The following is a 25,716-nucleotide window of genomic DNA, read 5'->3' as shown; positions in this document are numbered from 1 at the left end:
TTATGTTTTTAAACTCGATTTGGAATAAAATCAGCAAATGAAAATCAATTAATTGGGAAATCGCCATTCTTTTGAGCCATTCTACAAAATCCGACAAACTTGCTCTCCAAAATACGATATAATGATACAAAAGTCCAACCGCTAAGGTCCTAATAACTATGAATTATTTGGAGGTTCCTTTGAATACTTTAACAAACTGTTATAAAGTAAAACTAATTACTAGAGCAGATGATGAGGATTATATAAAAGCTTTAAAGATATACGAGGAACAAACCCCAGTGGAAATAAGAACCAATAGTAATGAAATATCATACTGGATAGATAACGGTAAAGAAAATGAAGATTTTACATTTATGGTGTTTGCAGTTTATTTGGACAATACCGTAATTGGTTTTTCAGAAACGGCCTATTTTTCTAAAAATAGACTCGTTCTATTTGACTATATTACATTTAGCAAAGATTTCAGAGTCAATGCAGTGTTTTTTCCCGTATTTAGCTTAATTAAAAACTATATTACTGAAAAAATGCGTTTTATAGTGGATTATTGGATTACAGAAATAAGTGATCGTGATAATGGAAAACAAGTTGATAGAGAGAGTGCATTTCTAAAAAAGCTCATTTATTTGGAGAATTTTTGTTACATTGATGTTAATTATATTCAGCCGCAATTAGGTGACAATAACTACGAAAGCTCGTTTAACTGTAAACTCTATTTGCAGACTAATGGAGAAATAAGAACATTATCAAAGGAAACAGTTAATAATATCGTGAAAAGTATTTACTATTCTTATTACTATAACTGGTATGCTCCATTTCTTGCAGAAGAGTCAAAGAAGAGAAAATATAGGAGTAATCTAGACAATATCTATAAAGACTTTCAGGAAAGTATTTCAAGTAAAAGTAGTATTCCCGTAAAATATAATACTACTCTGACTGATAACGATTCATCACAAACAACTTCTGGTTCTGTTCCTGCTAGTATTAATAAAAGTAAGGCAATTAAATATGTGATGCTGGTATGCTCCATAATTGTTATTCCTGTGGTGATCGTAATAGCTTCAACCTATGTATTAAAGCTATTTAAAGTTCAAACAGATGTATATATGGCATTGGCACCTGCAATTATCTCGGCCATAATAGTTTGGCTGACCAATAAAAGAAAATAACGCAGCTTATCTTTTTTCACAAAATAAAAATATATTATGACTTCTCTTTGATAAAAATGGAAATAGCCTGAAGAACGGGTCTGTCTTGCAAAATCTAGCTGCTTTATTTTCATCTTGGTAGTATTTGTATGCAAAGCTACTTAAGATATGGAACCTTTTTGAATCCAGTATTTTGAATTGGTGTTGTTTTAGTATTTGTGAGATGTAACTGATGGAATACACCCATAATTGATGCTCAGAGCCAAAATACTTAGTCGTTGCTAAATCAGAAGATCGTTTATGTATTGGTGTTTTATAAAACTCCATGCTCCAACTATTCTCAAACTCCAAAATGAGATAGCCTTTAGGCGATAATACTCTTGAAAGCTCATTTATACACTTGCTTGCATCACAATAGTTAAGGACACTCCCGACACAAATAGCTACATCAAATGTATTATTTTCAAATGGCATATCTTCAATATTTGCTACGGTATGATTTTTAAAGTGAGATATATGCTTTTCTGTTATATCTACATGATGCATTTCATGCTTGAGATTATATGTACTACCACCTGAACCTGCATTAAGTATTTCAATATGGCCTTTTGGTTTAATTTTATTTATATATACATTCACAAACTTAATTAGTTGTTCCTTTGTATATTTGTGCCAATTATCTCCTTCTGGCCAGATGCTATCGTGACTATCATAAAATTTCATGATGTCTTCGTTTGGAAGAGTACTCATCTAAAAAAACCTCCAAATAATTCATAGTTATTTGGAGGTTTATTTCAGTGTGAGTCCGTTGCGAGGGTTGTAGCGGGACAAGACCTCTTTTTTGCGCTGGACGGAAACTTCGGTGTAAATTTCGGTTGTGCTGACGCTGGAATGACCCAATATTTCTTGAACGGATCGCAAGTCCGCGCCATTATCCAGCAACTGCGTAGCGAAGGTATGCCTGAGATAATGCGGAGTGGCTTTGTTGTTGATTTTGGCAGCGTCACGGTATTTGTAGAAAATATCCTCTATGGAATAAATGGTCAGCTGATCCCCGTATTTGTTCAAAAACAAAGCTTCGCAATTAGGCTGGAACAGGGGCCTGACGGCAAGCCATTGTTTAATGCCAGACAAGACCTCCTGCGATGAAAGGTACAAAATCCGTTCTTTTCGCCCTTTTCCGAATATAAGCAGCGTTTGGCTCTCCAGATTTATATCCTTCAATTGTATGCCCACCAATTCCCCGATTCGAATGCCGGTTGAAAATAAAAGCTCAATGATTGCGTTGTTTCGGATGCATATCCGCTTTCGGAAATCACTTTTTAACCGGGCAAAATCGTTCTGCGGCGCCAGTAATAGCTTGTGTACATCTTCGATGGACAATGTTTTTGGAATACGCTTGGCCTTTTTGAAATTACGTCCCAACCCCTCAATAGGGGAGGAAGTTATTTGATTTTTGTAGATCAGAAATTTATAAAAGGATTGCAGTGATAAATACTTTCTTTTAATGGAGGTGTCCTTTAAACCAGCCTCGTTATGTAAATGGCCGAAATAGGAGGCGATTCCTTCTGCTGAAACATTGTGGGACTCAGTTGCTTGACACCATCGGACAAACAGGCTGAGATCATATTGATAAGCATGAATGGACTTGGGTGATAGGTTTTTCTCGACTGCCAAATAGGTTGTATAAGATTCCAGGTGACTGTTGAATTGTGCAATGGTCAGGTTCATTGATGCTGCTCCTTGTGTCGGTAGTATGATCGTATAGCGCTAGCGTCGGGAGGACATACTCAAACTGTGTAAATATTTCCTGTTTATGCGCCGACGGCAACAAAGCGATCGACGGGAGGGGTTAAAGGTGCCGTGGGAACGAATACTTGTATTGGCCGCCGCTTTGGGCGGAGTTTGGATATACGACGGAATGACGCTGCGCCGCAAAATGTCCAAGCGGGATAAATATGTATACGGCGCAATTATTGCGTTGTCATTGTATATGGGTATCGATTATGCAGTCAATGCAGATTGGCCTGATTTGTTTGATATTGTGGGGCTGCTGAAGCCGGCAAGCGAAGCAATTGACAAAATACTGCGGAGTTAATGGTTAATGTAGACGGAAGGAGGGGGATGGATATTCGCAGACAAACGGTCAGTTCGTTTCAAATGAGCGTTCTGTTTTTTGTGTTTATGACAGGTTCCTCCATTATTTTTGTTCCGGGTCCGCTTATTGAACGGGCAGGAAACTCGGCATGGATTTCGCTTTTGCTCTCGGGAGCGGTCGGATTCGGCATATTGGGTATGCTTTTATTTCTAAATCGCCGCTTTCCTTCCATGACTTATGTGGATATTAGCCGGAAAATGGTAGGCAGTACAGTTACCCTGATATTCGGGTTATTGACGATGTCGTATCTTTTCCACATGCAAGCCGCAATCGTGGTTGGCGTAGGGCAGTTTATGATTAGCTCCATGCTGCGAGAAACTCCGTTGTACGCGTTTACCTTCCTCATTTTTCTGATCTCGTCTTTAACTGCCCGAGCGGGAATTGAAGTAATGGCCCGAATGTTTATGTTGATCATGGTAACTACTACCGTTTCGGTTGTCATCGTACTTACGTTAGCCATACCGGATTATCATCCTGCAATGCTTATGCCGCTCATGCCAAAAGGAGTTACTCCAATTTTTTACGGAGCGTATTATACCTTCGGCTTTCCTTTTGTTGAAATTTTCCTATTTGGCATGCTGCTTCCCTATACGGCCAGGAAAAAAAGAGGGCTGCTGTCGAAGCACATGGTGGTTTCTCTTGGCATCAGCATTATTCTGCTTTGCGTGGTTACGCTTTGTTCGATTATGGTGTTTGGCGCGTATGCTGCGGAAAATCCCTATCTGCTTTTTTCTATAGCAAGGCTCGTGGAGTTTCAGGAAATCATACAACGGATTGAATCCATCATCGGCATGGCGTTGATTCTGGGCTCATACATGAAGACGACCATTACTCTTTTTGTGCTTAGCCTGTTCATTGCAAAGCTGTTCAGATTAAAGGATGCAAGCGTATTAGTGATGCCGGTTGCATTAAGCGGCTTTTTGCTGGGGCTTGTGACGTACGATAGCGCGACCCAATGGATTGGCGTGATAACGGCTGTTCATCCGCTCTGGACAGGGCTTGTACTATTTTGCCCTCTGCTTGTGGTGACCCTAACAGCCGCCATTCGGCAGCCTTCTGTTCAAGGAGCAGGCTCCGAGACGGAGGAGGTTGGGCAAGGAGACAGCTCAGATAGTGATAGCGCCAATGATGAGGGTAGTGCCGAGGGGAAGAGCCAAGATGATGGGGGAGAAGACTCAGGCGACGTCAGAGAAAACTCGGGCAATGCCAATGACGCGGCTGAGAAGAGCGGCGACACAAGAATAACGGAAACCCCTAAACGGACCGATGCGGCAAGCAGTGGACAAAAGCAGAGCGGCAGTGGTCATGGTTCAGACAATGGTAGCAATTGATAGGGAAGGTCCCTGCTTACGGCACAAAAAAACCGAGAGAGGCGCTGTTTGCGGCTCTCATCGGGTCTTTTGGGGATGCTTTGTCACCCGGTCATGGAATGGCGCGCGCTGAATGCGCCCCACTCAGTAGCGGCAGCGATGCTCCGCTTAGCGGATCTGGCCGCGAATTTCGCCGTTTGGATGTTCGCGCGTAAATACGTTGACATAAGCGTTGCCGCGCTCGATTTCGCGGATAAGCGCATCAATGGAACGGCCGGCCAGGGGGCCGACGAGATCGCCGCGTCTCAGCGTGCCGGTTATAACGCCGCGCCTGAAGGACACGCCTCTGAAGGAGGGTCCGAACAGGAAAGCGACGATCGGGCCATTTTGTCCAGGGCGGCCCAGGTGAATATGGGCTTCCGTTACGCGGCGAATGTTGCGCAAGGACAGCCGGAAGCGAAGGCGCGAATTGCGGCGTCTTCTACGGTTACGGTTATTTCTATTATCATTGTCGCCGCGATCGTCGTTGTCATTGCCATTCTCAAATTCAAAATCGCGTCCTCTCCGGATTTCCCGGAAAACGGCAAAGCCTGTTGCGTTCGTGCGGACTGGCGGCACTTCGTTCCTGCCTCTTAATCTAGCTGTAAACGTAGCGATAAAGCATCACTCCTTTAGGATTAATGCTCTATTCTATTCATTTATGGCGATAGAGTTTGTTTAGTTGTCCTTGCATAAGTGCGGAAATTGCCGCGAGTTTGGAGAGAGGAGGGAGGGCCGTTATAATGGAAGGTAGGCGGCGATAGGCCGATGGTTAATAGAAGGGAGCCGATAGCATGAAATATAGAGTATTGGGAAGCACGGGATTAAACGTATCCGTTATTGGTCTTGGAACCTGGCAGTTTGGTGGCGAATGGGGGCAAAACTATACCCAGGGAGAAGTAGACGCTATTTTGGACAAGGGGCAAGAACTGGGCATTAACCTGATCGACACGGCGGAATGTTACGGAGATCATTTGTCGGAATCGCTGATCGGAGACTATGTAAGCCGCAGGAAACGGGAGGATTGGGTTATTGCCACCAAGTTTGGTCATCAGTTTCACGATTTGTTCTCCCGTACGGATGTGTTCGACCCGGAGCTTGTTATTGCTCAGTTGGACAGTTCGTTAAAAGCGCTCAAGGTAGAATATATCGACCTTTACCAGTTCCATTCAGGGCCGGATTCCGCATTTGACAATGACGGGCTGTGGACGTTGCTGGATAAGCAGGTTCAGGCTGGGAAAATTCGCCATCTGGGCATTTCCATCGGCAAAAACGGGAACATCCATCAAACGGCTGCATCCTCGCGTGTGGGCGCTGAAGTGATCCAGGCCGTTTATAACCGGCTTGACCGCAAGTCTGAAGCAGAGGTGTTCCCATCCTGCCAGGCCCAAAACCTGGGCGTCTTGGCGCGAGTGCCATTAGCCAGCGGATATCTCAGCGGAAAATACAAGCCTGGCGCCGTTTTTGAAGGCAATGACGTTCGCCACCGCCACAACGCGGAGGATACGCGCAGCAAGCTGGAGGAAGTGGAAGCTATCGCCCGCGAGGAAGTGCCTGCCGGCGTGGATATGGCGGGCTGGGCGCTTGCCTGGTGCCTGAAGCATCCTGCCGTTACGGCGGTGATACCGGGATGCAAAAACCCGGATCAAGTCATCGGCAATGCCAAAGCGGCAGAGCTTGTTGTTGATCCTCATCCGCAGGATGTAAATCTTTGATTCCAACAGAGGCGAAATCAGCGTCTAATTATGAGGCGCTTTCAACTCCCGCAAGGGAGTTTTTCTTTTACTACATAAGTATATTTGTCATGTTATTCAGGGAGTTTTTTCTTTCTTTCATAGGGGAAATGCAATATAATACTGCTGAATGTGTTTCGCGACATAAATCGACATCTGGGATAGGGAAAGGAACTTCCATTGCGTCTGACAACCTATTTTTCACTCATATTTGCCGTGCTTGTTATTGTTGTAATTGGTTCAGCGACGCTACTGATCGGACAACGGATTAATGATGATTTCAAAACGGAGATAGGTGTTGGTCTTGCATCTACGGCCTATCAAATTGCAGACAAGCAGGATTACTACATGTACTCCCGCTACAACGAAATATTAGTGCTTAGCAAGTTAAGCTCCCTCCGCATGCAAAGCGATTTGGCTGAAACGGAAAAAGTGCTGGATGAGCTGGTCAAAAATATCCCGTCCTTTGCCTGGATCGGGGTTGTCGATATTATGGGCGTGGTTGGCGCGGCTACGAGCGGAAATCTGGCCGGCGTTAACATTTCCGACCGCCCTGTTTTTAAGGAAGGCATGAAAGGGCCTTTTGTCGGGGACGTGCATGAAGCGGTGCTTCTGAACGACTTGCTGAACAAGGGAAACGATGAGCCGCTCAAATTTGTAGACATAAGTATGCCTCTCTTTGACGAAGATGGTAATCAAACGGGCGTTTTGGCTTCCCATCTGAGTTCCAAATGGTCGGTAGAGCTGCGTGATTCTGTACTGGAAGGGTTAAAAGGCAGCACCTATGATCAAATCGAGGTGTTTATTGTCAGCCAACTGGACAATACCGTGTTGTCCGGACCGGATGCCTGGACGGGACGACAATTGATGCTGGAAGGTATGGAGGAACGTTCCGAAAACAACGAATGGGCGATTGTGAAGTGGCCGGACGGCCACCAATATTTGACGGGTTATTCAAAAAGCAGCGGACATCTCAACTATCCGGGACTAGGCTGGAAAATCATTGTCCGGCAGCCGGAGTCCGTAGCGTTTTTGCCTGTCAGCTCCCTTATGAACCACATGGTCAGCATCACTTTTTTGCTTATTTTTATTTTTGTTATATTGGCGCCATTGTTGTCCAAGCAGGTAGCCAAGCCGATCTCCCGCATTTCGGATGCTGCCAACCGTCTGCGTTTTGGCGAGCAGGTTGTGATTCCGTATACGAAAGGAATCAAAGAGCTTCAAGTATTGTCTTCTTCTCTGCGCGCGCTTATTGCGGAACTGACCAAAACCGAGACGGAGCTTGTTCGGATGGAGGATGTGGCCAGGCGCGATAAATTGACTGGACTGCTGAATCGCGGAGGCCTGGATACGGTGCTTCACAAGGCAATGCGCCGAACGGAAGTTTGGGGCGGCGAGCTGGCTTTTCTCTACATGGATCTTGATGGCTTTAAAGGAGTAAACGATACGCATGGCCATACCGCGGGGGATCTGCTGCTGCAGATTGTGGCTGAGAGGCTGCGCGATGCCGCGCGAAACGATGACTATCTCTTCCGCATTGGCGGTGACGAGTTTCTCATCGTATTGACCGTCGCTGGCGAAGAAGCAACAGAAGAGGCGGAAGAAATAGCGGCTTCCATCCTTCGCGCAATGCGAAAGCCGTTTGAGCTGGACGGTCCCCGCGTCACCATCAGCTGTAGTCTGGGCGGTGCGATGTGGCCCAAGGTAAGCCGGAATCCGGACGAATTGATGAAGGCGGCAGACCAAGCCCTCTACGAATCCAAAAATAAAGGAAAAAACCAGCTGACTCTATATGAAGGCCCAATTGTGTAATAAATATTGTACAAACCTATTGACGGATTTGTTTAAATCCGATAGGATTGCTTGTGTTAAATGATATTTATCACACTAAGGGGAGAAATAAAATGAAAAGCAGGAAGCTTCAATCCATCGTTGTATTTTTGCTGGCTATCGCCATTGTTGCAACGGGCTGTGGCGGCGGAAGCGGTAAAAGCGTCAATGTAAACGACGTTGAAGGAGTACCCTCGGCCATCAAAGAAAAAGGCGATATCCATATTAAAGTAATCCGCAAAATCGGAGGAGATGAACATACGGCTCAATTTCTGGCCGGCGCTCAGCAAGAGGCAGAGGCATTGGGCTTTAAAGTAGATACCTTTGCCGCCAACGATGATACGGTGAAGTTCCTGGATGCAATCGAGCAAGCCGGCGAAAGCGATGTGGATGCGGTTATCCTGTCGCATGCCAATGTGGAAGGCGCCGTAGAAGCGGTACAAAAGCTGCGTGACAAAGGCATCGAGGTTGTAGCGTTTGATTCCATCGATGAACTGGCTGCGATTGACGGCGTTACGCTTACTTCGCAAAACGACGAATCTCTGGCTCAATTCGCGCTGGATCAGTTGGTGAAGGAGCAAGGCGAAGAGGCCAAAATCGTATATCTGTGGGTAGACGGTTTCCCGCCGATGGTGCGCCGCAATAAAATTTACCAAGAAACGTTGGCTAAATATCCGGGTATCGTAGAGCTGGACCGTTTTGGCGTAGCGAATGCCAACACTTCGGTTGACACGCAAAATGCGGTAGCGGCGATATTGGCCAAATATCCAAAAGGCGAGATTGATGCGATTTTTGCAACATGGGACGCTTTTGCGATCGGAGCAACACGCGCGCTGGTGGAAGCCGGCCGCACCGAGGTGAAAATCTACGGCATTGACGTAGCAAATGCCGACCTGCAAGCTATGCAGGAAGAGAATAGCCCGTGGGTGGCGACAGCAGCTGTTGATGCTAAAATGATCGGCGCTGTTAACGTAAGGCTTGCCGCCAAAAAGCTGGCCGGCGAAGAAACGCCTGGCACGTACAGCCTGGATGCGGCTTTGATTACCCAAGAGGATTTGAAAAAATCCACGGAAGCGGTCAATGTTCAGACGTTGTCGGAGATTGTTCCAGGCTGGGGCACTTCGGATGCGTTTAATGAAGACTGGATCAAAGCTTTGAAGGAAGCACACGGCAAATAATGCAACGGCAGGCGCCCTTATCCATGCGATAGGGGCGCCGTATCCTGTTTATGGAGAGGGGGAGCCTCATGTCTGCCCAAGCAGCGGGTCAACTGGTGATGAAGGACATATCCATTGCATTTCCTGGCGTTCAGGCGTTAAGCAATGTGGATTTTCAGGCTGCGGCAGGCCGCGCGCATGCGTTGATTGGGGCGAACGGAGCCGGGAAATCAACTTTGATGAAGGTGCTCTCCGGGGCGCATGATCATTATACGGGAGATATCCTGTTGGATGGACAAACATTGTCGATCCGCAATCCCAAACATGCCAAGGACAACGGCATCCAGATTGTTTATCAGGAAGTAGATACAGCGCTTATTCCCAACTTGAGCGTTGGCGAAAATATTATGCTGGAGCAAACCGTACATGGCATGAAGGGCAAACATCTGATGAACTGGAAGAGTCTCCACCGGCAGGCGGAAGCCGTATTGCTAAGGATGAAGGTGTCGATTCCAACCCGCAAGCTGGTGCAGGAGCTTACGCTTGCGGAGAAGCAGCTGGTTTTGATTGCGCGCTCCATTACAAGGGAATGCCGCTTTTTGGTGCTGGATGAACCGACGGCTCCCCTTAGCCACGCCGAAACGGAGCGTCTGTTCCACTTGGTGGGATTGTTGAAATCGGAAGGCGTGGGCATCATTTTTATTTCCCACAGGCTGCCGGAGCTGTACGAGATTTGCGAAGATATTACGATTATGCGTGATGGCAAGGTCGTGCTAAACGATCGAATTGCCAATGTCGAGCAGCAAGCCGTAGTCGAGCATATGCTGGGCGCCAAGCTGGAGGGCCAATTTCCGGAGCGGAGCCGCGACATTGGCGAAATTGCTTTTGAAGCAAAAGGGATGAAGGATCCCGGGAAAATAGACAGTGTAGCGCTGAATATTCGAAAGGGCGAAATTGTGGGTATTGGCGGACTTGTGGGCGCGGGTAAAACGGAGCTTTGCCGCGCTTTGTTCGGCGCATCGGAAAGCGCGACGGGGGATCGCTTTCTTGGCGGCAAACCATTGGATTGCCGCACGCCCTATCATGCGGTTCGCAGCGGGATTGCGCTGGTCCCGGAGGAGCGAAGGCGCGAGGGCATTCTGGTAGAGGAGTCGGTTGGAGCAAACCTGACTGCAGCCAGCCTGAAGCATTTTACCCGTTTTGGCTTATGGATCAACCGGCGCAAGGAACGGGCTGCAGCGGCCGAGCAGATTACGGCTCTGGGTATAAAAACGCCGGGACCGGACGCCAAAGTCAAAAATTTGTCCGGCGGAAATCAGCAGAAAGTAGCGATTGGCAAATGGCTGCTGGTCGACGCCGAGGTTTATATTTTCGACGAGCCAACCAAAGGCGTTGACGTAGGCGCCAAACGCGATATCTACGAGTTGGTTGCGGAGCTGGCGGCAAGGGGCAAATGCGTGTTGTATGCTTCCAGCGAGTTCTCCGAGCTGATGGGGCTGACGGACCGGATCTATGTCATGTACGACGGAGAAATCGCAAAGGAACTGCACACGGAGCAGACTAACGAAGAAGAAATTTTGCTGTATAGTACGGGAGGTTTAATGCAGGCATGAAAGCAGCAAGCTCAAAACGGACAACCTCTGGCGTTTTTGAATTTATGTACAAATATGGAACCTTGATTACGATTTTGCTGCTTGTTGTTTTTTTTGGATTAGCCACGGACAACTTTTTGAACCAAAGTAATATAATCAGCATTTTCCGTTCGATCTCCATTGTTACCATCATCGCAATCGGCTTGACCGTTTCGCTCGCGATAGGGGGCTTTGACCTGTCCGTGGGATCAACGGCAACGCTGGCCAATTCTATCGTCATCTCCATGTTTGTCTGGCATGGACTCAATATGGGGCTGGGTATCGCATTTGCCCTGATTGCATGCCTGATTGTTGGGTTGGTGAACGCCTTCCTTGTCATCAACTTTAAAATCCAGGATATGTTGATGACATTAGCCACGATGTTTGTATTCCAGGGAATCGCAATGACCTATACCCGAGGAGCTACGGTCTCCCAAAACATGATTATGCCGAACGGAGATTTTGCAACCGGAAAAATACCGGCTGTCTTTAAGAGCCTGGGCTTGGTGCCCGGCATTATCATCGTGATGGTCATCGTGGTGCTGGCTGTCCATCTCTTCCTGAATTACAGCAAGCATGGCCGTTATATGTATATGATCGGAGGCAACCCGGAGGCCGCGAAGCTTTCCGGCATTGCGGTAAGCAAATACCGGCTGGCCGCTTACCTGATCTCCGCCTTGTTTGCGGGAATTGGCGGCATTATTCTGGGAGCCCGCGTTATGACGGCCGAGGTTAACTCCGGCGGAAGCTATCTGATGGAAGCCGTGGCCGCAGCCTTTATCGGGTATTCCGTTTTTGGAGCCGGAAAGCCCAATGCGTTCGGCACGCTTGCGGGCGCGGTGCTGATCGGTATTTTGTCCAACGGGCTGGTTATGATGGCCGTTCCATATTATGCGATGGATATCGTCAAAGGCGCAGTGTTGGCTTTGGCTCTGGCCATAACGTATTACAAACGGAAACATTAGTGTTAGCCATAGCGGGACAACGAAAAGCCGGAGCAAGGAACTGTCTGTAACAGACAACCCTTGTTCCGGCTTTTTTGCCCGACTAAGATTCCAGTTCGATAAAATCGTTCCGGTAGCGCTCGTAATCGGCAATGCTGCATTCCAGCTTCAGGCGTGTGCCTTCCTCCTCGTAGGCGGTTTCGATAACATGAGCATGCTCATTGAAATAGGAAACGAGCCTGCCCTGACTAAACGGCACAAGAATTTCTTTGACGACAAAATCCTTGTAAATGTGATTTCGTACTAGCTGAATCAGCTCTTCCATGCCCTTATGTTCCTTCACGGACATAAAAAGCCGGTTTTCGGTTACGCGAGGGTAAGGCTGATCGGTCAAGTCGCATTTGTTGTACACATAAATCGTCGGGATGCCGTCGGCCCCCAACTCCTTCAGCGTTTCGTTTGTCACCTGGATCAGCTGCTCGTAATCCTCATGCGCGAAATCCACGACATGCAGCAGCAGATCTGCTTCAGTCACTTCCTCCAGCGTGGAGCGGAACGCCTTGATCAGGTGATGGGGCAGCTGACTGACAAAACCAACGGTGTCCGTAAGCAGAAAGGATTTGTTGTCCGGCAGCTCGATGCTTCTGACCGAAGTTTCCAAGGTGGCAAACAACATGTCTTTGGCAAAAACCTGCTTGGTCGTTTCGGGATCATAGGTTTCCAGCAGCGCATTCATCAAGCTGGATTTGCCTGTATTCGTATACCCGACCAGACAGACAACGGGCAGCTCGTTTTTTTGCCTTTTTTTACGCTGTAATTGCCTTGTTGAAACTAGCTTCTCCAGCTCGGACTGGAGCGCGCTGATGCGATCTTCAATCCGTCTGCGGTCCAGCTCCAGCTTGGTTTCCCCGGCGCCTTTGTTACGAAGGCCTCCGCCGCCCCCGCCGCCTTGGCGGCTTAGCGAGGCTCGCAAGCCAACCAGCCGCGGCAGGGAATATTGCAGTCGCGCAACCTCGACTTGCAGCTGAGCTTCTCTCGTTTTGGCACGTTCCGCGAAAATATCCAGAATAACAATGGTGCGGTCCATGACGACGCATTCCAGATCCTTCTCCAGATTGCGCAGCTGGGATGGGGAGAGCTCATCGTTAAAGATAACCGTATCCGCCTCCAGCCCTTCCATCAAGGCCCGGAGCTCATCAATTTTGCCGCTGCCGATATAATGGGAGGGGTTCACACGCTCCGCTTTTTGGCTCAGCTCGCCTACCACTTCAATGTTGCAAGCATCTGCCAGATTCCGCAGCTCCATCATGGAGTAGGCAAAATCATGGTCGCGCTGCAATTGTACCCCGACAATAACTGCTTTTGGTCTATTTTGACGTTCCATCATACAATATCAACCTCCGTTGTCCTCTTATAGTTTTCAGAAATACGAAAAAAAACACAGGCAACGCTGCCCGTGTTCGGAATTGACGCAAGAGGATATAGGATAGAATGGGTGCGCATAAGTGAAAAATGCGTCAATGCGCCATTAGCTTGGAGTGAACAAGCCTTGAAAAAACATGACTCCCGAAGCTATAGGCAAAACATGACGTATGGTTGCTTGCCGCCAGTGTAACGGCTTATGCGGACAGACTTATCCTGAGTCCTCTGCGCAGGGCAGAGCTTTGGCGCTATATTAAAATTAGCCACGCAAAGACCTAACTCGGATGTAATCTATCACACTGCAACCCTCCATTCCTGTGAATGAAACCAGTGTAGCACATTTGATGACGCAAGAGCAATGAAAATTGAAAAACCTTCCACCCTTGCAAAAGAAACAAAACCGCTGTATGCTGCGTTTTAAAAGTACAAGTTCAGAAAGTCCGTTTTGAAAATTGGACTTTTTGAGCAATCCCCAACAAGGAGAGTGTAGCGTTATGAGGTGGATCCCTGCAGCCGGAAGCAAAATATGGTGGAGCATCGCTTTATTGTCGACGCTGTTGACCAGCGGCGCGCTTTGGCTTATACGTTTCGGCATCAACGGACAAACCCTGACCTCTGTTCATATGCTGCGTTTTGCGCTGCTCGGCGTAGTGATTTCTCTCGTGTTCAGTCTGGCGGGTTGGCTTGGAGCCCGCTGGTTATGGCTGTTCTCCAACCTAGGCCTGATTTCCGGACTAATTGCCATGTCGGCTTATACCGCCGAGCAGACGGGCTGGGAGGATCTGGCCGGCTTCCTGACATTTATGCTGTTTACTGTATGCGGCTTTGCCGCAGGAAGCGTGGCTCAGATCATTGCGTTTTTTGTGCGCAAGTCCCGTTCGTAATTCGTGCTTAGAGCGTTTTGAGTTTGGCTTCGGCCTTGCCCAACGTTTCGCTTATTGTATTTTCAAGACCTTGAATCGCAGTTTTGCGGGCGTTGATCTTTTTCTGATGGGTCAATGCCTTATTTAACGAAGTCAGGGTAGCTTGTACATCCTCTTTTTTGACGGCTTGATTCAAGGTTTTAAGTTCAGCGGTAAGCAGTTTTTTGGCGGCGGAAGCTTCGCTTTTGGCTGCTTTGATTCCGCTGGAGCGTGCCTTGTTGGGGAAGAGCATGTCCCGCAAAAGCTTCATTTTGGCCGAAGCATCCGCTTTGGCCTTTTTGTGTGCGGCTGTTTTATTTGCGATATCCTGCTTGGCGATTTGCACGGCCGCTTTCGAAATGTCGGTCTGTATTTGATAATAGGACGTCAGCGTTTTGTTTTTGGCCGCTTTGGCCATGCTCAGCTGTTTCTTTTGCGTTTCATACAGAGAAAAAAGCGGTTCGTATTTTTTCTTTGCTTTGGCAGCTTCAGTCTCCAGCGAGGCGATTTTGCCGGAGTCGATTTCTCTGATCGCCTTGCGAAGGGCCTGGTCTCTTTCCTCGTTGCGGTAGTGGAGCTTGCTTATTACGACATCCAGCTCGACCTCTTCCCGCTGCCGGCTTTGCAATTCGGCGTAGCGCTGTCTGAGCTCGCCTCCTTTGGCAGGCGCTGCGGATTGCGCCATGCTGTCAAACGCTTTTTGCGCGGAGCTGCTGAAAACGAAGGGAGCGGCAGTCGCGGCTGGCATGTAGCCTGACCATATTCCCATGACCAACAGCGGTAAAGCCAGCCAAACCATCATTCTTTTTTTGAGTTGAGCAGTCAACCTCTTATCCTCCTTTATCAAACCGGCGCGCAACGCAAAAAGCACCCGCATGGACAGAGTTGTTCTCCATCCTTGCGGGTGCTTCCCGGCCGGTCACCATATTTGTTTCATACTATACCCTAAATGGGCAAAGCGGTCAATCCCAATTTAAGGGATTGCAATTTTTAAGGGAAAGACCATTAGCCGGCATTTCTTATGGTAAAATGGCGATATAGATAATAGGGATGGGAGAAGGTCAGCATGAGCTACAAGATCGTATTTTTTGATATTGACGGAACATTGGTTAACGAGGAAAAGGAAATTCCGCAGGATACCATTTTGGCCATTCAGGAGCTGAAGGAACGCGGCATCGAACCCGTTATCGCAACGGGAAGAGCTCCTTATTTCATTAAGCCGCTAGCCGAAAGCCTCGGCATACAATCCTTTGTTTGCCTGAACGGCGGTTATGTGGTGTACAAGGGCCAGCCGCTTTATAAACGGCACATTTCAAAAGAAAGCCTGGAGACGCTGGTCAAACTGGCGGGCGAGCATGATCACGGACTTGTTTTTGAAGGGGAGCATGCTTTTTATAGCGACCGGGAGGAGCATCCTTTTGTAACGGAGGCCGTGTTGTCTCTGAAGGTGGATCTGCCGGGCTATAATCCCGACTTCTGGCGTGATGAAGACATTTTTCAGGTGTTCCTGCATTGCGAAAGCCAGGACGAGCCGTTGTACGAAAGCTTGAAAAGCGACTTTACGCTGATTCGCTGGCATCCGTACGCAATGGATGTGCTGCCGCTGGGCGGCTCCAAAGCGGAAGGCATTGCCGCCCTGTTGAAGGAGCTTGGTTACACGGCAGAGCATGCGGTCGCTTTTGGCGACGGATTGAATGATAAAGAAATGCTGGATTTTGTCGGCTTTGGCGTGGCCATGGGCAATAGTCATCCCGAGCTGCTGCCGTTCGCCAATTACGTGACAACGCATGTGGACGAGCGCGGCATACGCAATGGATTAATCAAGGCGGGATTGCTTCCTGAATAATCCCGTTTCACACATTCCGCATTGCCCACGTACAATAACCTAATCCATTAACCTGGCTTGGGGGAAATAGCGTGATTGTAATATTGGACGGCAGCTCCGCTCAGATCCCGCCTCGGATGCTGACCGAGCTTGAACGCAAGACGCTTCAGAGAAAAATGAACAGCCCTGTCGTTTATCGCTACCGCAATTTGGAATCGCTTTTGTTTGAATTGAAATTAAGATCGCATATCGTTCAATCCGCCAAAGATATGTATGCCAGCGGGGTAGGCTTCGCGACCTTCAGCAACTCCCGCTGCAACGAACGATACTGGATACGGACGCCCAATGGCGGGTTCCTGCTCAGACCCGGCGTACCGCCATCCGTAGCGGTTGCGGACATTTACGAGAATGGTCATCTTTATGCATTCGAATGTGCCGGTGCAATCATCATTTTGCTGTACAAAGCCGTATTGGATGCAATCGGGCCTGCTGCTTTTGACCGGCATTTTCAAAATCTGTTCCTGCGCGACTGGCAATATGACCGCGATATGCGCCTGATCACCACCTATGATCTGAACGAGGTGTATCATGGCGACGTTCTGTATTTTAAAAATCCCGATCATGATCCGCAAACGCCGGAATGGCAGGGAGAAAATGTTGTGGTGCTGGACGACAACCTTTATTTTGGGCACGGCATTGGCATCGGAACGGGGCAGGAGATCATTGCGCAGCTGAACCGGGCGAGAAGACCCGGCAGCATGGTTTCTGCCTACCTTCAGAACCTGGTGCTTACGCCCGATTTCGAATCCATACGCCTGTTGGCATACCGCGATGATGAGGATGCGGCAATGCCGGTTGCTGAAGCGGCGGAAGCTCCATTGGAAACTGCGGATATCAGTTGAAGAAAGCGATGGACTGTTTCATCGAATAGGAAAAGGGGCTGTCCCAAAAGCCGATCCGCGTATCTGATTCAATTAAAAACGCTAATGGACATCCGTGTCCGTTAGCGCTTATTTTTTAACTTTTTGCGTTTGTAACGGACATTGATGTCCGTTACAGTGAAAATTATCCAATAATTACCCATTTTGGGGCTCTAACGGACAAGGATGTCCGTTAGAATTTCAAAATCTGCGTTTTACGCGTCTAACGGACTTCCGTGTCCGTTAGAGCGTTTGACTTTTTGGACAGCCCCTTTTTGCGCGAAGCTGCTTGAACTGAAAATAAATGGTGCATCCAATGCAGTAGCCCAGCAAGGCTGCCAGAGCTGCCGCGCCCATCATGCCTGCGAACAGATAACCTCCGAGATTCCAGCCTGCCGCAAAGCTGATAAGCGACAAGGTTAAAAATCCGATGCCAAGACTGTTGTTAAAGCGCTGCAGCTCGGCTGCCTCGGTTGGGCCGGAGGCTGCTTTTGCTGCCCCGAAGGGACGTATGGCGGCAATAAATAGGTTGGCTTTTGGGCCAAACGCAAGACCAACCGCCTGAATGAGCCATAAAGCGGCTACCAGCCATGGCAGCTGCAAAGTAATTGCGATAAGCAGCGTAAGGACTATGCCGGCCTGATTGCTGCGTACAAAGAGAACAGGGATTTCCTTCATTCTATCCCAACTTTCCCTATAGGATTTTTATATATAACCCTATTATAGATGGGAAGCAATGAAAATACAACGGATGCCCTAAGAGAGTTTTAAGACAAGTCCTATTCCAGGCTTGGCGCTTCCACCTTTTCAAGCTCCTTGATGTCCAATCCTTTAACATCGACTGTAGCTTTGGAGATGGACAGCGGCTCTACCGGTCTGTTGCCTGAGCCTGCTGGTTGGTTGACAATTTCATCGGCGGTTTCCATGCCTTCGATGACTTGTCCAAACGCGGCATATTCACCGTCCAGATGTGGCGCGTCCTCTACCATAATGAAAAATTGGGAGCCGGCCGAATTGGGATCTCCCGAACGGGCCATGGAAATAACGCCACGCGTATGCTTAAGCTCGTTCTCGAAGCCGTTGCTGTTGAATTCGCCTGCAATGCTGTAGCCAGGTCCGCCCATTCCGGTCCCCTCGGGATCGCCGCCTTGAATCATAAAGCCGGGAATGACCCGGTGAAAGATCAAGCCGTCGTAGAAGCCTTGCTCAACCAGTGAAATAAAGTTGCTGACCGAGTTTGGGGCAACCTCCGGATAAAGCTCGATAACGATATTTTTGCCGTTGCTGATTTCAAGCGTGACTTCCGGGTGCTGGTCAGATCCCAACAGCTCGGGGCCTTCCGGCGTTGGCTCCACTGTGCTTTCCGGTGAAGGCGAAGGCGTCGCTGTTTCCGTTGCTGGCGTTGAACCGCCGCCTGCCGCTCCGCTTGTGTTCTGAGGTTTGCGATCGACTCCGCATCCTGCAAGGACAAGCAGGACGGATAGCAGGAGAAGCGCTGAAAGCATGAAGCGTTTGTTAGTACGATTGGTAAACAAGCATATTCCCCCTTTAACTTAATCCAGATTCATAGTATCACAATACTGCTGGCCGACGAAAGTTCCTTGCAGGTGTTGACTTTGCCGCTGCGTCAACGTTTAAAGTGGGGGAACAAGAGGCAAGGGCAACGGATTATCTGCTTGCCTTGGCTGGCTTGTGGACAACCACTTGAGAGGAGAGGGAGAAATGCCGGATCATGAAGGGATTTACAGGGACAAGGCGGATCAATATGAGGCGTTGATCAGCAAGCAGCCTGAACTATTGGCATGCGTGAATGAAATTTGTCCCGTTGAAGGTCTTGATATTATCGATATGGGAGCGGGAACGGGGAGGCTGGCTGTCCCGCTTGCGGGAGCGGCCCGGAGTATAGTTGCGGTAGATGCTTCCGAATCCATGCTGGAGATTACGGGAAATAAGCTTAGGCAGCATGGGCTGCAAAACTGGGGAGTCATGGTTGGCGACCATCGCTGGCTTCCGCTGGAGAATGAATGCAGCGATCTGATTGTGTCGGGCTGGAGTGTATGCTATCTGTGCTCCAGTCTGGACCCGGAGTGGCGCAGCAATCTGGATATGGTGATGGGCGAGATGAAGCGGGTGCTGCGCAGTGGAGGCAAGGCCATTCTGTTTGAAACGATGGGAACGGGCTTCGAGACGCCATCGCCGCCCTCCTTTTTGCTGGACTATTACAAGGCTCTGGAGGAGGATTATGGCTTCAGCCACAAGTGGATCAGACTGGATTACGAATTTGATTCGCCGGAGCAGGCGGAAGAGCTGAGCCGTTTTTTCTTTGGTGACGAGTTGGGCGATAAGGTCGCAAAAAGCGGTCAAAGCCTATTGCCTGAATGCGCCGGCGTTTGGTGGAAAAGCTGGGATTAGACAAAGTTCGCAACGTCCGTTTCGGACTGCAAATGAGGAGGTTTAGCCCGGCAGCGCCAGGTTAAGCCTCCTCGTTTTGACCGGCCTGAATACGATCCATCAGAGTGTGCATCAGCTTTAGCAGTTCGATTCCTTCTTGGGGAGTGGCGCCCAATTGGCAAGCAAGCTGTTCGGGGATATGAAGCGCTTGTTCCCGCAGGGCAGCACCTTGTTCGGTCAACTCAATCAGCACGCTGCGCTCATCCTTTTTATCTCGTGTACGCGTGACGAGACCTGCAGCTTCCAGTTTTTTGAGCAGCGGAGTCAAGGTGCCTGAATCCAGGTACAATCGGCTTCCTAGCTCACTGACGGTAATTTTGTCCTGTTCCCAAAGGGCAAGCATGGCAATGTATTGCGTATAGGTCAAGCCGAGATTTTGCAGAAGCGGACGATACAGCTTTGTAATTTCGCGCGAGATTGAATACAGGGAAAAGCAGATCTGATTGTTGAGTTTAAGCGGGTTGGCGGAATCCATTATGACCTCCGGGTTATGTGTATTTAACTTCATGAAATTAAGGAATCAACCTAATAATCAAATTTTCCATAGCCCATTTTAAAATAAAATGAAATCGGGCTTTAACAGCGATCGGAAGAGCCCTTTGTCCCGAAGCGTTTCACCTCGGTTGAAGGCAAGTGTTGATTTAAAGTTTGAGACAATTAAATTGTGTTAAATTAAATATAGGAATTGCGGCGGCTATTGTCAAGTCGCCTATTAACTTTGCTGCTTTCATGCCCTATGTTTCTCCGAATCTGCCGCTCCATGACGACAGAGGCCTACGTACATAAACGGACGCCAAGCGTATAGTAATAATAGAATGAGAGCAATAGAGACAAACATCCAATTGCTAGGCGGACAACTGTGCAGGGCGGTTGGGAGACGAGCGCGTAAGAAGGGAGAAGGATTAGAATCGATGTGGGCGAAAAAGGTGAAGATCAGTCAATATAAGAAGAAAACGGGCGATAAATGGGCAAAAACGAATGTTTTGCTGCGCGACCGCGAATTGCGCAAATATGTCCCGCCGACCAAACGCCTTAACGTTAACACACTGCAAAGCATGCTTGATTCTTATGGAATGGTCTATGTAAAACCTGCCGTCGGCTCTATGGGCAAAGGCGTGATGCGAGTCGAAAAAGGGAATGGCGCTGCTAGAGTTCCATATGGTTATCAGCTTGGGGGCCATAGAAGCGAATTTGCCAATTACAAGAGCCTCTATCATTCTCTAAAAAAAACCGCCGGGAGCAAACGGCATCTGATTCAGAAGGGCATTCATTTGCTGACTTACGAAGGCAGGCGGTACGATCTCAGGGTGGTGGTGCAGCAAGCTCCCTCCGGCGGATATGAAACAACGGGCATCGTTGCTCGAATCGCTTATCCCGGAAAAATCGTGACTAATGGCAGTGAAGGGGGAACGATTCTGCCTGCCGAGCAGGTTTTGCGTCCTTATGCGAGCCCCCAGCAAATAAAAGAGCTTTTGTCCAGATTGTCCAATCTAGGGGTAAACACGATAAAGACGCTGAGGCGCACGTATCCCGGCATGAAGGAAATTGGCGTGGACGTTGCTTTGGACCGTGAGCTCCAGCCCTGGATTCTGGAAGTAAACACCCGTCCGGATCATTGTCCGTTTGCGGTGCTGCAGGATCAAACGATGATTCGCCGAATCGTGCATTACGGCAAGCAATATGGGCGAACGTACAAGCTGGCGTGTCTGAAGCCTTGAGCAAGCCTGACGGCTATCATTGGTCCGCGGCTAGACCAATTAGGAAGCTGCTAAAAATAGGCCATAATTCAGCGGCCTATGGACAACAGCTATAGTCCTGTGGTCAGCTGCTGTCTTAAGGACATCTGCGCGCTTGACTTCGATTGAAGTCAAACACGACGCGACTTACCGTTTACAAGTCGAATTCGGCTTGTAAACGGTAAGTCGCTTCTTTGTGGAGTGCCGGGACTAGCCCCGCGCTACGGACATCCATGACCGTTAAAGCCTTGTTTTGATAGAATGTCCATTTTTAAAGGTCATCCATGACCGTAAAAGCTTACATTCCTCCCCAAAACGTGGCTTTTGAGCGTCTAAAGGACACGAGTGACCGTTAGCTGAAGCCAATGCATCGATTTGGTGTTCTAGCGGTCATCGGTGACCGCTAGACGGACAATAGGTTTGAAGCATCCAAGACACCCTTTTCGGGAGGAACCGGTTTTGCTGAATTATGATTCACCGTAACAAAAGTTTCAGACAGCCACTTACCGATGCGGTTTTTGCCACTCTAACGGTCATGCATGACCAGCATCGCTTTCAATTTATCTGGATATGATTCATCTTATTCCGAATACAAAGTTTTTCGGGGCAGAAGCTTGGTTGCCCGACCTATACATCTATTTTTTCACCGCTACGGAAAAGATAACGGTTTTGTTGCGCGCATCGATCAGCACATTGACGGTGTCGCTGCCGATCGTGATGCTGGATGCGGATACGGGCTCTCCGCTCTCCACTTTTGAAGCGACGCTGTTGAACAGATCCTTGAAGGTGCTGGCATTGTAGCCGAACAGGCCGTTGGCGAATTGCTCTACTGCCTCGCGGTTGCGGGCAAGCGCGCCATCCCTCAGACGAATGGTGATGCCATACGTTTTGTAGGCGGGGTCCAGCCAGATGGCAGCTTCTTCATTCAGCGATGTTGAGCCAGCGGGCGCGTTTTGCACGCTTTCCTTTTCAGACTGATCCTTGTACAAGCGCAAGGTCGTATCGTAGATATCATGGTTGGAGCCGCGCAGCTGCCCAACCGCAGTCAAGGATTCATAAGCGTCCCACATCCGTTTGTCCGGGAAAATAACAATTTTGCTACCGCCGCCCGCCGTCGGCACAATGCGCTCCAGCTTGTCGGGCGATACCGCGATTTTGATCCGTTTCTCCGGAGCTGTCAGACGGTTGAGGATAACGAGCGCCTGGGCGCGCGTGACTTCCCGGCCAACGCCGAAAAAGCCGTCCGGGTAACCCTCCATAATCCCCTTCACGAGAGCTTCCGCGATAAAGCGCTGCTCCCGCTCTGTAGCGCCTTTAATATCGCCAAATGCCTGGGCCATCTTTTGACCAAAAGCTCCATCCTCCAGAAACTCGGTTTCCTGCAGCGTGTAATAAATCACCTCGGCAACGTTTTCTCTTGTCATATTGGCTTGAAAATCGCTGTAGCGGCTTTTATTGAGAAAATGAAGATCACTGGCGATATCGATATAATCTTTTGCCCAATATCCGGTTGTCGCGGGCAAAAAGCTGAAGTAACGATAATCCTGCTTTAGAATCGCCTGGTTCTCGGGACTCAGCGAGCTCATAAAGCCGTCGTTCCAGCTGCGCGAGCCATTCTGATGAAGGTCGGAGTAAGAGAGAACCAGCATTTTGACAAACTGATCCACTTTAACCGGTTCGTCAGGGCGAAAAGTCCCATCCGGAAAACCCTCCAAAATACCCCTGCCGACCATCGTGGATATGGTCTCGTCCGCCCAATGCCCTTTTGTGTCGCTAAACAGAGCATTCGACAAAGCCGCCTCGGCCCGATCAGCGCCAGGCTGGTAAAGGAACGACGCCAAAAGCACCGACATTCCAACAAAAAGCAGTGTAAAACGTTTCATATGTATTCCGTCCTCCTAAAACGATATATTCCGACATTCTCTAGATAACCACAACTATTCGTTATTTAGAATGGGCTGATTGACACAACCTTTTGGTCTCTGATGGCCCTATGTCTTTCGGTCATAAGGTTGGAGGGAACAGGCGGGGAGTGGTTAGTTCGGCTTATTAAAAATGAAGGAACTGGTCAAAAAGACACGTTGCAGCTTAGGACCAACCATCATGCAGACTGGTGTTTTTTTTGAATTATAATGCAGCGTTTATTTTCAGTTAAGAAAAAATTCAGGAAACGCCTTTATTCTTGATAACAGAAGAACTAATAAAAATACAACCTAGATAAGTTGAACAAAAGAAAATAGCGACAGGTCAGAGTGTGAATGGTTCTGTGGAAGCGAAGTGTTCGCCTTTGTACCCGGATTTCCACCATTAAACTTTATGATTCATGAAATCTGGGAACAACAGCGATCGGAAGAACTTTTCACACGCCGACCTACACTGCGGAAACTCTTTTGTTCAACTTATATAAATCCCATATCGAAAAGGGAAGTGACATCAATGAAGAAAAAAAGCGATAAATGGCTCAAATGGAAAATCGGTTCGGGAAGCGCGGCGGCTGTCATGCTGTTGTTCGGAATGGTGCAAAACAGCAATGCCTTTCAAGAGGCGGTCCAGGCAAAAAGCGGCGGAACGTCGGAGGAAGCCTATACGGCTGACTCTAAAGGAAGCAGCGGTTACGTGGACCGTTTTGAAAGCAACTCATCCAGCGGCCAAAGTTATGGCTATGGCAGGAGCCGTGGAACCTCAAGAGGGGGCGCCGATAGCGGATCAAGCCGCTCGTACGGATCAACAGATTCAACAGGGTCGACGGGGTCAAGCGGGTCGACAGACAGCTCCGGGAGCAGCGGCGACAGCGGAAGCCTGTCGCAGCGGGAGAGCTCCGGCGGGATGCAGTCGCGGACAGGGAGGTCCTGATGGACAGGATAACGCGCATCGCATTTTCCGCGATGAATACGGAGGTTGAGGCTCAGCTTGAGCATGACAATGAACATTCTGCATTGGCGGAGAGGGATGCAAACGTGCTGCGGGACTGGTTCCGGGATTGCGAGGGAAGCTTCAGCCGATTTCGCCGGGATAGCGAGCTTAGCTCCTTCAATTCCTCTGGAGGCAAGCTGGTGCTGCTATCGGACAGGCTTTTTGAGCTGCTGGTCATGTCCGAACGGTACCGCGAAGTCACGGACGGTTTGTTCCAGATCGGCATATTGCCGGAGCTGCTTGCAGCGGGGTATGACCGTTCTTTTGAACTGATGAAAGGGGCGGGCGGGGATAACGGCAATAGCGCAGAACCTCGAAAAGAAATCCTTCGTTCAGGGTTGGAGCTGGATATCTCCATGAAAGCGGCACGACTGAGCGGGGGAGCGGGCGTTGATCTTGGCGGCATAGCCAAAAGCTGGACTACATTGCAAGCCGGTGAATGGCTTAAAGGCAAGGCTTATGTAAAAGCGGCGCTTGTTAATGCGGGCGGTGATGCCTTCTATTGGAGGCGCGGACGGGAAGGAGGGGCCGCGGCTTTCGCAATTTCGTCGCCTTGGAACGCCAAGGACGATATCGGCATGCTGCAATTGCATGATGGAGCCGTTGCTACCTCCAGCGTATTGGGCCGCATGTGGCGGCATTCCGGAGGAATGCGCCATCATCTGATCGATCCGCGAACAGGCGAGCCGTCGCGCAGCGGAATCGTACAGGCTACGGTTGCTGGGCAAGATCCTGTTGCCTGCGAGGTTTGGGCCAAAACGGTCTGTATTGCGGGAGAGGAAGGACTGGCGCTGATGGAGAAGCAAGCTCCCGGATATGAAGTCTTGTTTGCCTGGAAGAACGGATCGATTGAATTGCGGGGAAACAAGCTTAGGGACAGGATGGAATGGCAGCCCTTCACTCACATGAAAGGCATTGGGGAGGAGAGATGGATATGATGGATTGGTTAACGAGCTGGCCGACTTGGCAGCTGACGCGTATTTTCGGCATTACGGCATACCTGCTGCTTTTTGGCGGAATGGCGCTTGGGATGCTGTATGGATATCCTTTTGCCAAAGGTCCGCTCAAAGCGGAATTGTACAAATGGCATATGAGGCTTACTCAGTGGGGGACGCTGCTTGCGTTATTCCATGCCGCCGTTTTGGTTATTGACACGTATTCGCCGTTTACATGGGGCGAGCTGCTTATCCCGTTTACGGCCCATGACCATCCGCTCTGGTACGGACTTGGCACTTTGTCGATGTACGGCATGTTGATCCTTTTGCTGACAACGGATTTGCGGCCGAAGCTGAAAAGGCCATTTTGGCTGGCGATCCATATGTTGTCTTATCCAATTTATTTGATGGGCTTGCTGCACGGCATCAAGGCGGGTACGGATTCCAGCCATCCCTTGGCGCAGGCGATGTATATCATCACCTTTGCGGTTACTTTGGCCTTGTTTGTCGGCAGAATGTGGCTGCGCAGCGGGGCGAAGAACGCACAACCGGCACGACGTGCAGGGTAAGGCAAGAAACAATCCAAGCAAAAGTGAAACGGCCCCGGGCATTTGCTGCCGCGGGGCTGTTTTTATCTGAAGCTGTTAGGAGAGGCATCTCCTGAG

25 protein-coding genes are annotated in these 25,716 nt (G+C 49.1%); 16 read left to right on the top strand and 9 right to left on the bottom strand.

Features of this window, described 5'->3' with window-relative positions; all coding sequences use genetic code 11:
- The first annotated feature begins 179 nt into the window (after nucleotides 1–179).
- Complete coding sequence (locus ACX93W_RS13880) at nucleotides 180–1,166, top strand: hypothetical protein (protein WP_459392977.1); 987 nt, start codon at nucleotides 180–182, stop codon at nucleotides 1,164–1,166.
- Nucleotides 1,167–1,172: 6 nt separating this feature from the next.
- On the opposite strand, the gene ACX93W_RS13875 is transcribed toward ACX93W_RS13880, so the two are convergent.
- Together ACX93W_RS13875 and ACX93W_RS13870 are read right to left on the bottom strand one after the other, a co-directional pair.
- A complete protein-coding gene (locus ACX93W_RS13875) occupies nucleotides 1,173–1,895 on the bottom strand; it encodes a methyltransferase domain-containing protein (protein WP_459392976.1) in 723 nt (240 codons plus the stop codon).
- A gap of 39 nt (nucleotides 1,896–1,934) precedes the next feature.
- Nucleotides 1,935–2,876: a tyrosine-type recombinase/integrase gene (locus ACX93W_RS13870; protein WP_459392975.1), complete on the bottom strand. Its 942-nt coding sequence runs from the start codon at nucleotides 2,874–2,876 to the stop codon at nucleotides 1,935–1,937.
- Between the two features lie 127 nt (nucleotides 2,877–3,003).
- On the opposite strand from ACX93W_RS13870, the gene ACX93W_RS13865 reads away from it, so the two are divergent.
- Entirely contained in the window at nucleotides 3,004–3,243 is a 240-nt protein-coding gene (locus ACX93W_RS13865) for a hypothetical protein (RefSeq protein WP_459392974.1), read from the top strand.
- A 26-nt stretch (nucleotides 3,244–3,269) separates the two neighbouring features.
- Nucleotides 3,270–4,634: a GerAB/ArcD/ProY family transporter gene (locus tag ACX93W_RS13860; protein WP_459392973.1), complete on the top strand. Its 1,365-nt coding sequence runs from the start codon at nucleotides 3,270–3,272 to the stop codon at nucleotides 4,632–4,634.
- Nucleotides 4,635–4,781: 147 nt separating this feature from the next.
- Here the strand turns inward: ACX93W_RS13860 and ACX93W_RS13855 are convergent, their stop codons facing one another.
- Nucleotides 4,782–5,270, bottom strand: a complete 489-nt coding sequence (locus ACX93W_RS13855) for a CHRD domain-containing protein (protein WP_459393157.1) — start codon at nucleotides 5,268–5,270, stop codon at nucleotides 4,782–4,784.
- 176 nt (nucleotides 5,271–5,446) lie between these two features.
- Between ACX93W_RS13855 and ACX93W_RS13850 the strand changes: the two genes are divergently transcribed.
- The 5 genes from ACX93W_RS13850 (at nucleotide 5,447) to ACX93W_RS13830 (ending at nucleotide 11,968) form a co-directional block, all read left to right on the top strand.
- On the top strand, nucleotides 5,447–6,367 hold the full coding sequence (locus ACX93W_RS13850) for an aldo/keto reductase (RefSeq protein WP_459392972.1): 921 nt from the start codon (nucleotides 5,447–5,449) through the stop codon (nucleotides 6,365–6,367).
- 198 nt (nucleotides 6,368–6,565) lie between these two features.
- Complete coding sequence (locus ACX93W_RS13845; RefSeq protein ID WP_459392971.1) at nucleotides 6,566–8,197, top strand: sensor domain-containing diguanylate cyclase; 1,632 nt, start codon at nucleotides 6,566–6,568, stop codon at nucleotides 8,195–8,197.
- 92 nt (nucleotides 8,198–8,289) lie between these two features.
- Nucleotides 8,290–9,393: a sugar ABC transporter substrate-binding protein gene (locus ACX93W_RS13840; RefSeq protein WP_459392970.1), complete on the top strand. Its 1,104-nt coding sequence runs from the start codon at nucleotides 8,290–8,292 to the stop codon at nucleotides 9,391–9,393.
- Nucleotides 9,394–9,461: 68 nt separating this feature from the next.
- Nucleotides 9,462–10,985, top strand: a complete 1,524-nt coding sequence (locus ACX93W_RS13835; protein ID WP_459392969.1) for a sugar ABC transporter ATP-binding protein — start codon at nucleotides 9,462–9,464, stop codon at nucleotides 10,983–10,985.
- Nucleotides 10,982–11,968 (top strand): ABC transporter permease, encoded by a 987-nt coding sequence (locus ACX93W_RS13830; protein WP_459392968.1) that lies wholly within the window; start codon nucleotides 10,982–10,984, stop codon nucleotides 11,966–11,968. Before ACX93W_RS13835 ends, ACX93W_RS13830 begins: the two co-directional genes overlap by 4 nt.
- 82 nt (nucleotides 11,969–12,050) lie before the next feature.
- On the opposite strand, the gene hflX is transcribed toward ACX93W_RS13830, so the two are convergent.
- On the bottom strand, nucleotides 12,051–13,331 hold the full coding sequence (gene hflX, locus ACX93W_RS13825; RefSeq protein ID WP_459393156.1) for a GTPase HflX: 1,281 nt from the start codon (nucleotides 13,329–13,331) through the stop codon (nucleotides 12,051–12,053).
- Nucleotides 13,332–13,863: 532 nt separating this feature from the next.
- Here hflX and ACX93W_RS13820 point away from each other — a divergent pair.
- Complete coding sequence (locus ACX93W_RS13820; protein ID WP_459392967.1) at nucleotides 13,864–14,253, top strand: hypothetical protein; 390 nt, start codon at nucleotides 13,864–13,866, stop codon at nucleotides 14,251–14,253.
- Nucleotides 14,254–14,260: 7 nt separating this feature from the next.
- Here the strand turns inward: ACX93W_RS13820 and ACX93W_RS13815 are convergent, their stop codons facing one another.
- Entirely contained in the window at nucleotides 14,261–15,097 is an 837-nt protein-coding gene (locus ACX93W_RS13815) for a hypothetical protein (protein WP_459392966.1), read from the bottom strand.
- 240 nt (nucleotides 15,098–15,337) lie between these two features.
- Between ACX93W_RS13815 and ACX93W_RS13810 the strand changes: the two genes are divergently transcribed.
- Both ACX93W_RS13810 and ACX93W_RS13805 read left to right on the top strand, forming a co-directional pair.
- Complete coding sequence (locus tag ACX93W_RS13810) at nucleotides 15,338–16,117, top strand: Cof-type HAD-IIB family hydrolase (protein ID WP_459392965.1); 780 nt, start codon at nucleotides 15,338–15,340, stop codon at nucleotides 16,115–16,117.
- Between the two features lie 71 nt (nucleotides 16,118–16,188).
- Nucleotides 16,189–16,998 (top strand): protein-glutamine gamma-glutamyltransferase, encoded by an 810-nt coding sequence (locus ACX93W_RS13805; protein ID WP_459392964.1) that lies wholly within the window; start codon nucleotides 16,189–16,191, stop codon nucleotides 16,996–16,998.
- 261 nt (nucleotides 16,999–17,259) lie between these two features.
- On the opposite strand, the gene ACX93W_RS13800 is transcribed toward ACX93W_RS13805, so the two are convergent.
- Together ACX93W_RS13800 and ACX93W_RS13795 are read right to left on the bottom strand one after the other, a co-directional pair.
- Nucleotides 17,260–17,694, bottom strand: a complete 435-nt coding sequence (locus tag ACX93W_RS13800) for a DUF4395 domain-containing protein (protein WP_459392963.1) — start codon at nucleotides 17,692–17,694, stop codon at nucleotides 17,260–17,262.
- Between the two features lie 101 nt (nucleotides 17,695–17,795).
- The gene (locus ACX93W_RS13795; RefSeq protein ID WP_459392962.1) at nucleotides 17,796–18,551 is read right to left on the bottom strand and encodes a peptidylprolyl isomerase; all 756 of its coding nucleotides are present in this window, start codon (nucleotides 18,549–18,551) and stop codon (nucleotides 17,796–17,798) included.
- 187 nt (nucleotides 18,552–18,738) lie between these two features.
- On the opposite strand from ACX93W_RS13795, the gene ACX93W_RS13790 reads away from it, so the two are divergent.
- On the top strand, nucleotides 18,739–19,428 hold the full coding sequence (locus ACX93W_RS13790) for a class I SAM-dependent methyltransferase (protein ID WP_459392961.1): 690 nt from the start codon (nucleotides 18,739–18,741) through the stop codon (nucleotides 19,426–19,428).
- Between the two features lie 61 nt (nucleotides 19,429–19,489).
- Here ACX93W_RS13790 and ACX93W_RS13785 read toward each other — a convergent pair whose 3' ends face one another.
- Nucleotides 19,490–19,942, bottom strand: coding sequence for a MarR family winged helix-turn-helix transcriptional regulator (locus ACX93W_RS13785; protein ID WP_459392960.1), 453 nt, complete (start codon nucleotides 19,940–19,942; stop codon nucleotides 19,490–19,492).
- 436 nt (nucleotides 19,943–20,378) lie between these two features.
- Here ACX93W_RS13785 and ACX93W_RS13780 point away from each other — a divergent pair, with 436 nt between their 5' ends.
- Nucleotides 20,379–21,185 (top strand): YheC/YheD family protein, encoded by an 807-nt coding sequence (locus tag ACX93W_RS13780; protein ID WP_459392959.1) that lies wholly within the window; start codon nucleotides 20,379–20,381, stop codon nucleotides 21,183–21,185.
- A gap of 653 nt (nucleotides 21,186–21,838) precedes the next feature.
- Here the strand turns inward: ACX93W_RS13780 and ACX93W_RS13775 are convergent.
- The gene (locus ACX93W_RS13775) at nucleotides 21,839–23,086 is read right to left on the bottom strand and encodes an S-layer homology domain-containing protein (RefSeq protein WP_459392958.1); all 1,248 of its coding nucleotides are present in this window, start codon (nucleotides 23,084–23,086) and stop codon (nucleotides 21,839–21,841) included.
- Between the two features lie 553 nt (nucleotides 23,087–23,639).
- Between ACX93W_RS13775 and ACX93W_RS13770 the strand changes: the two genes are divergently transcribed.
- Genes ACX93W_RS13770 through ACX93W_RS13760 form a run of 3 tightly spaced genes read left to right on the top strand, consistent with a single transcriptional unit; the run spans nucleotide 23,640 to nucleotide 25,620 of the window.
- Nucleotides 23,640–24,056 carry a hypothetical protein gene (locus ACX93W_RS13770; protein WP_459392957.1) on the top strand — a complete coding sequence of 139 codons (417 nt, stop codon included), beginning with the start codon at nucleotides 23,640–23,642 and terminating at the stop codon, nucleotides 24,054–24,056.
- Entirely contained in the window at nucleotides 24,056–25,054 is a 999-nt protein-coding gene (locus tag ACX93W_RS13765; RefSeq protein WP_459392956.1) for an FAD:protein FMN transferase, read from the top strand. Before ACX93W_RS13770 ends, ACX93W_RS13765 begins: the two co-directional genes overlap by 1 nt.
- Complete coding sequence (locus tag ACX93W_RS13760) at nucleotides 25,051–25,620, top strand: ferric reductase-like transmembrane domain-containing protein (protein WP_459392955.1); 570 nt, start codon at nucleotides 25,051–25,053, stop codon at nucleotides 25,618–25,620. The genes ACX93W_RS13765 and ACX93W_RS13760 overlap by 4 nt, the downstream gene beginning before the upstream one ends.
- Nucleotides 25,621–25,716 lie beyond the last annotated feature (96 nt).

It is taken from the genome of Paenibacillus sp. CAU 1782, from assembly GCF_054551715.1.
This window is presented reverse-complemented; position numbering and strand designations above follow the sequence as displayed.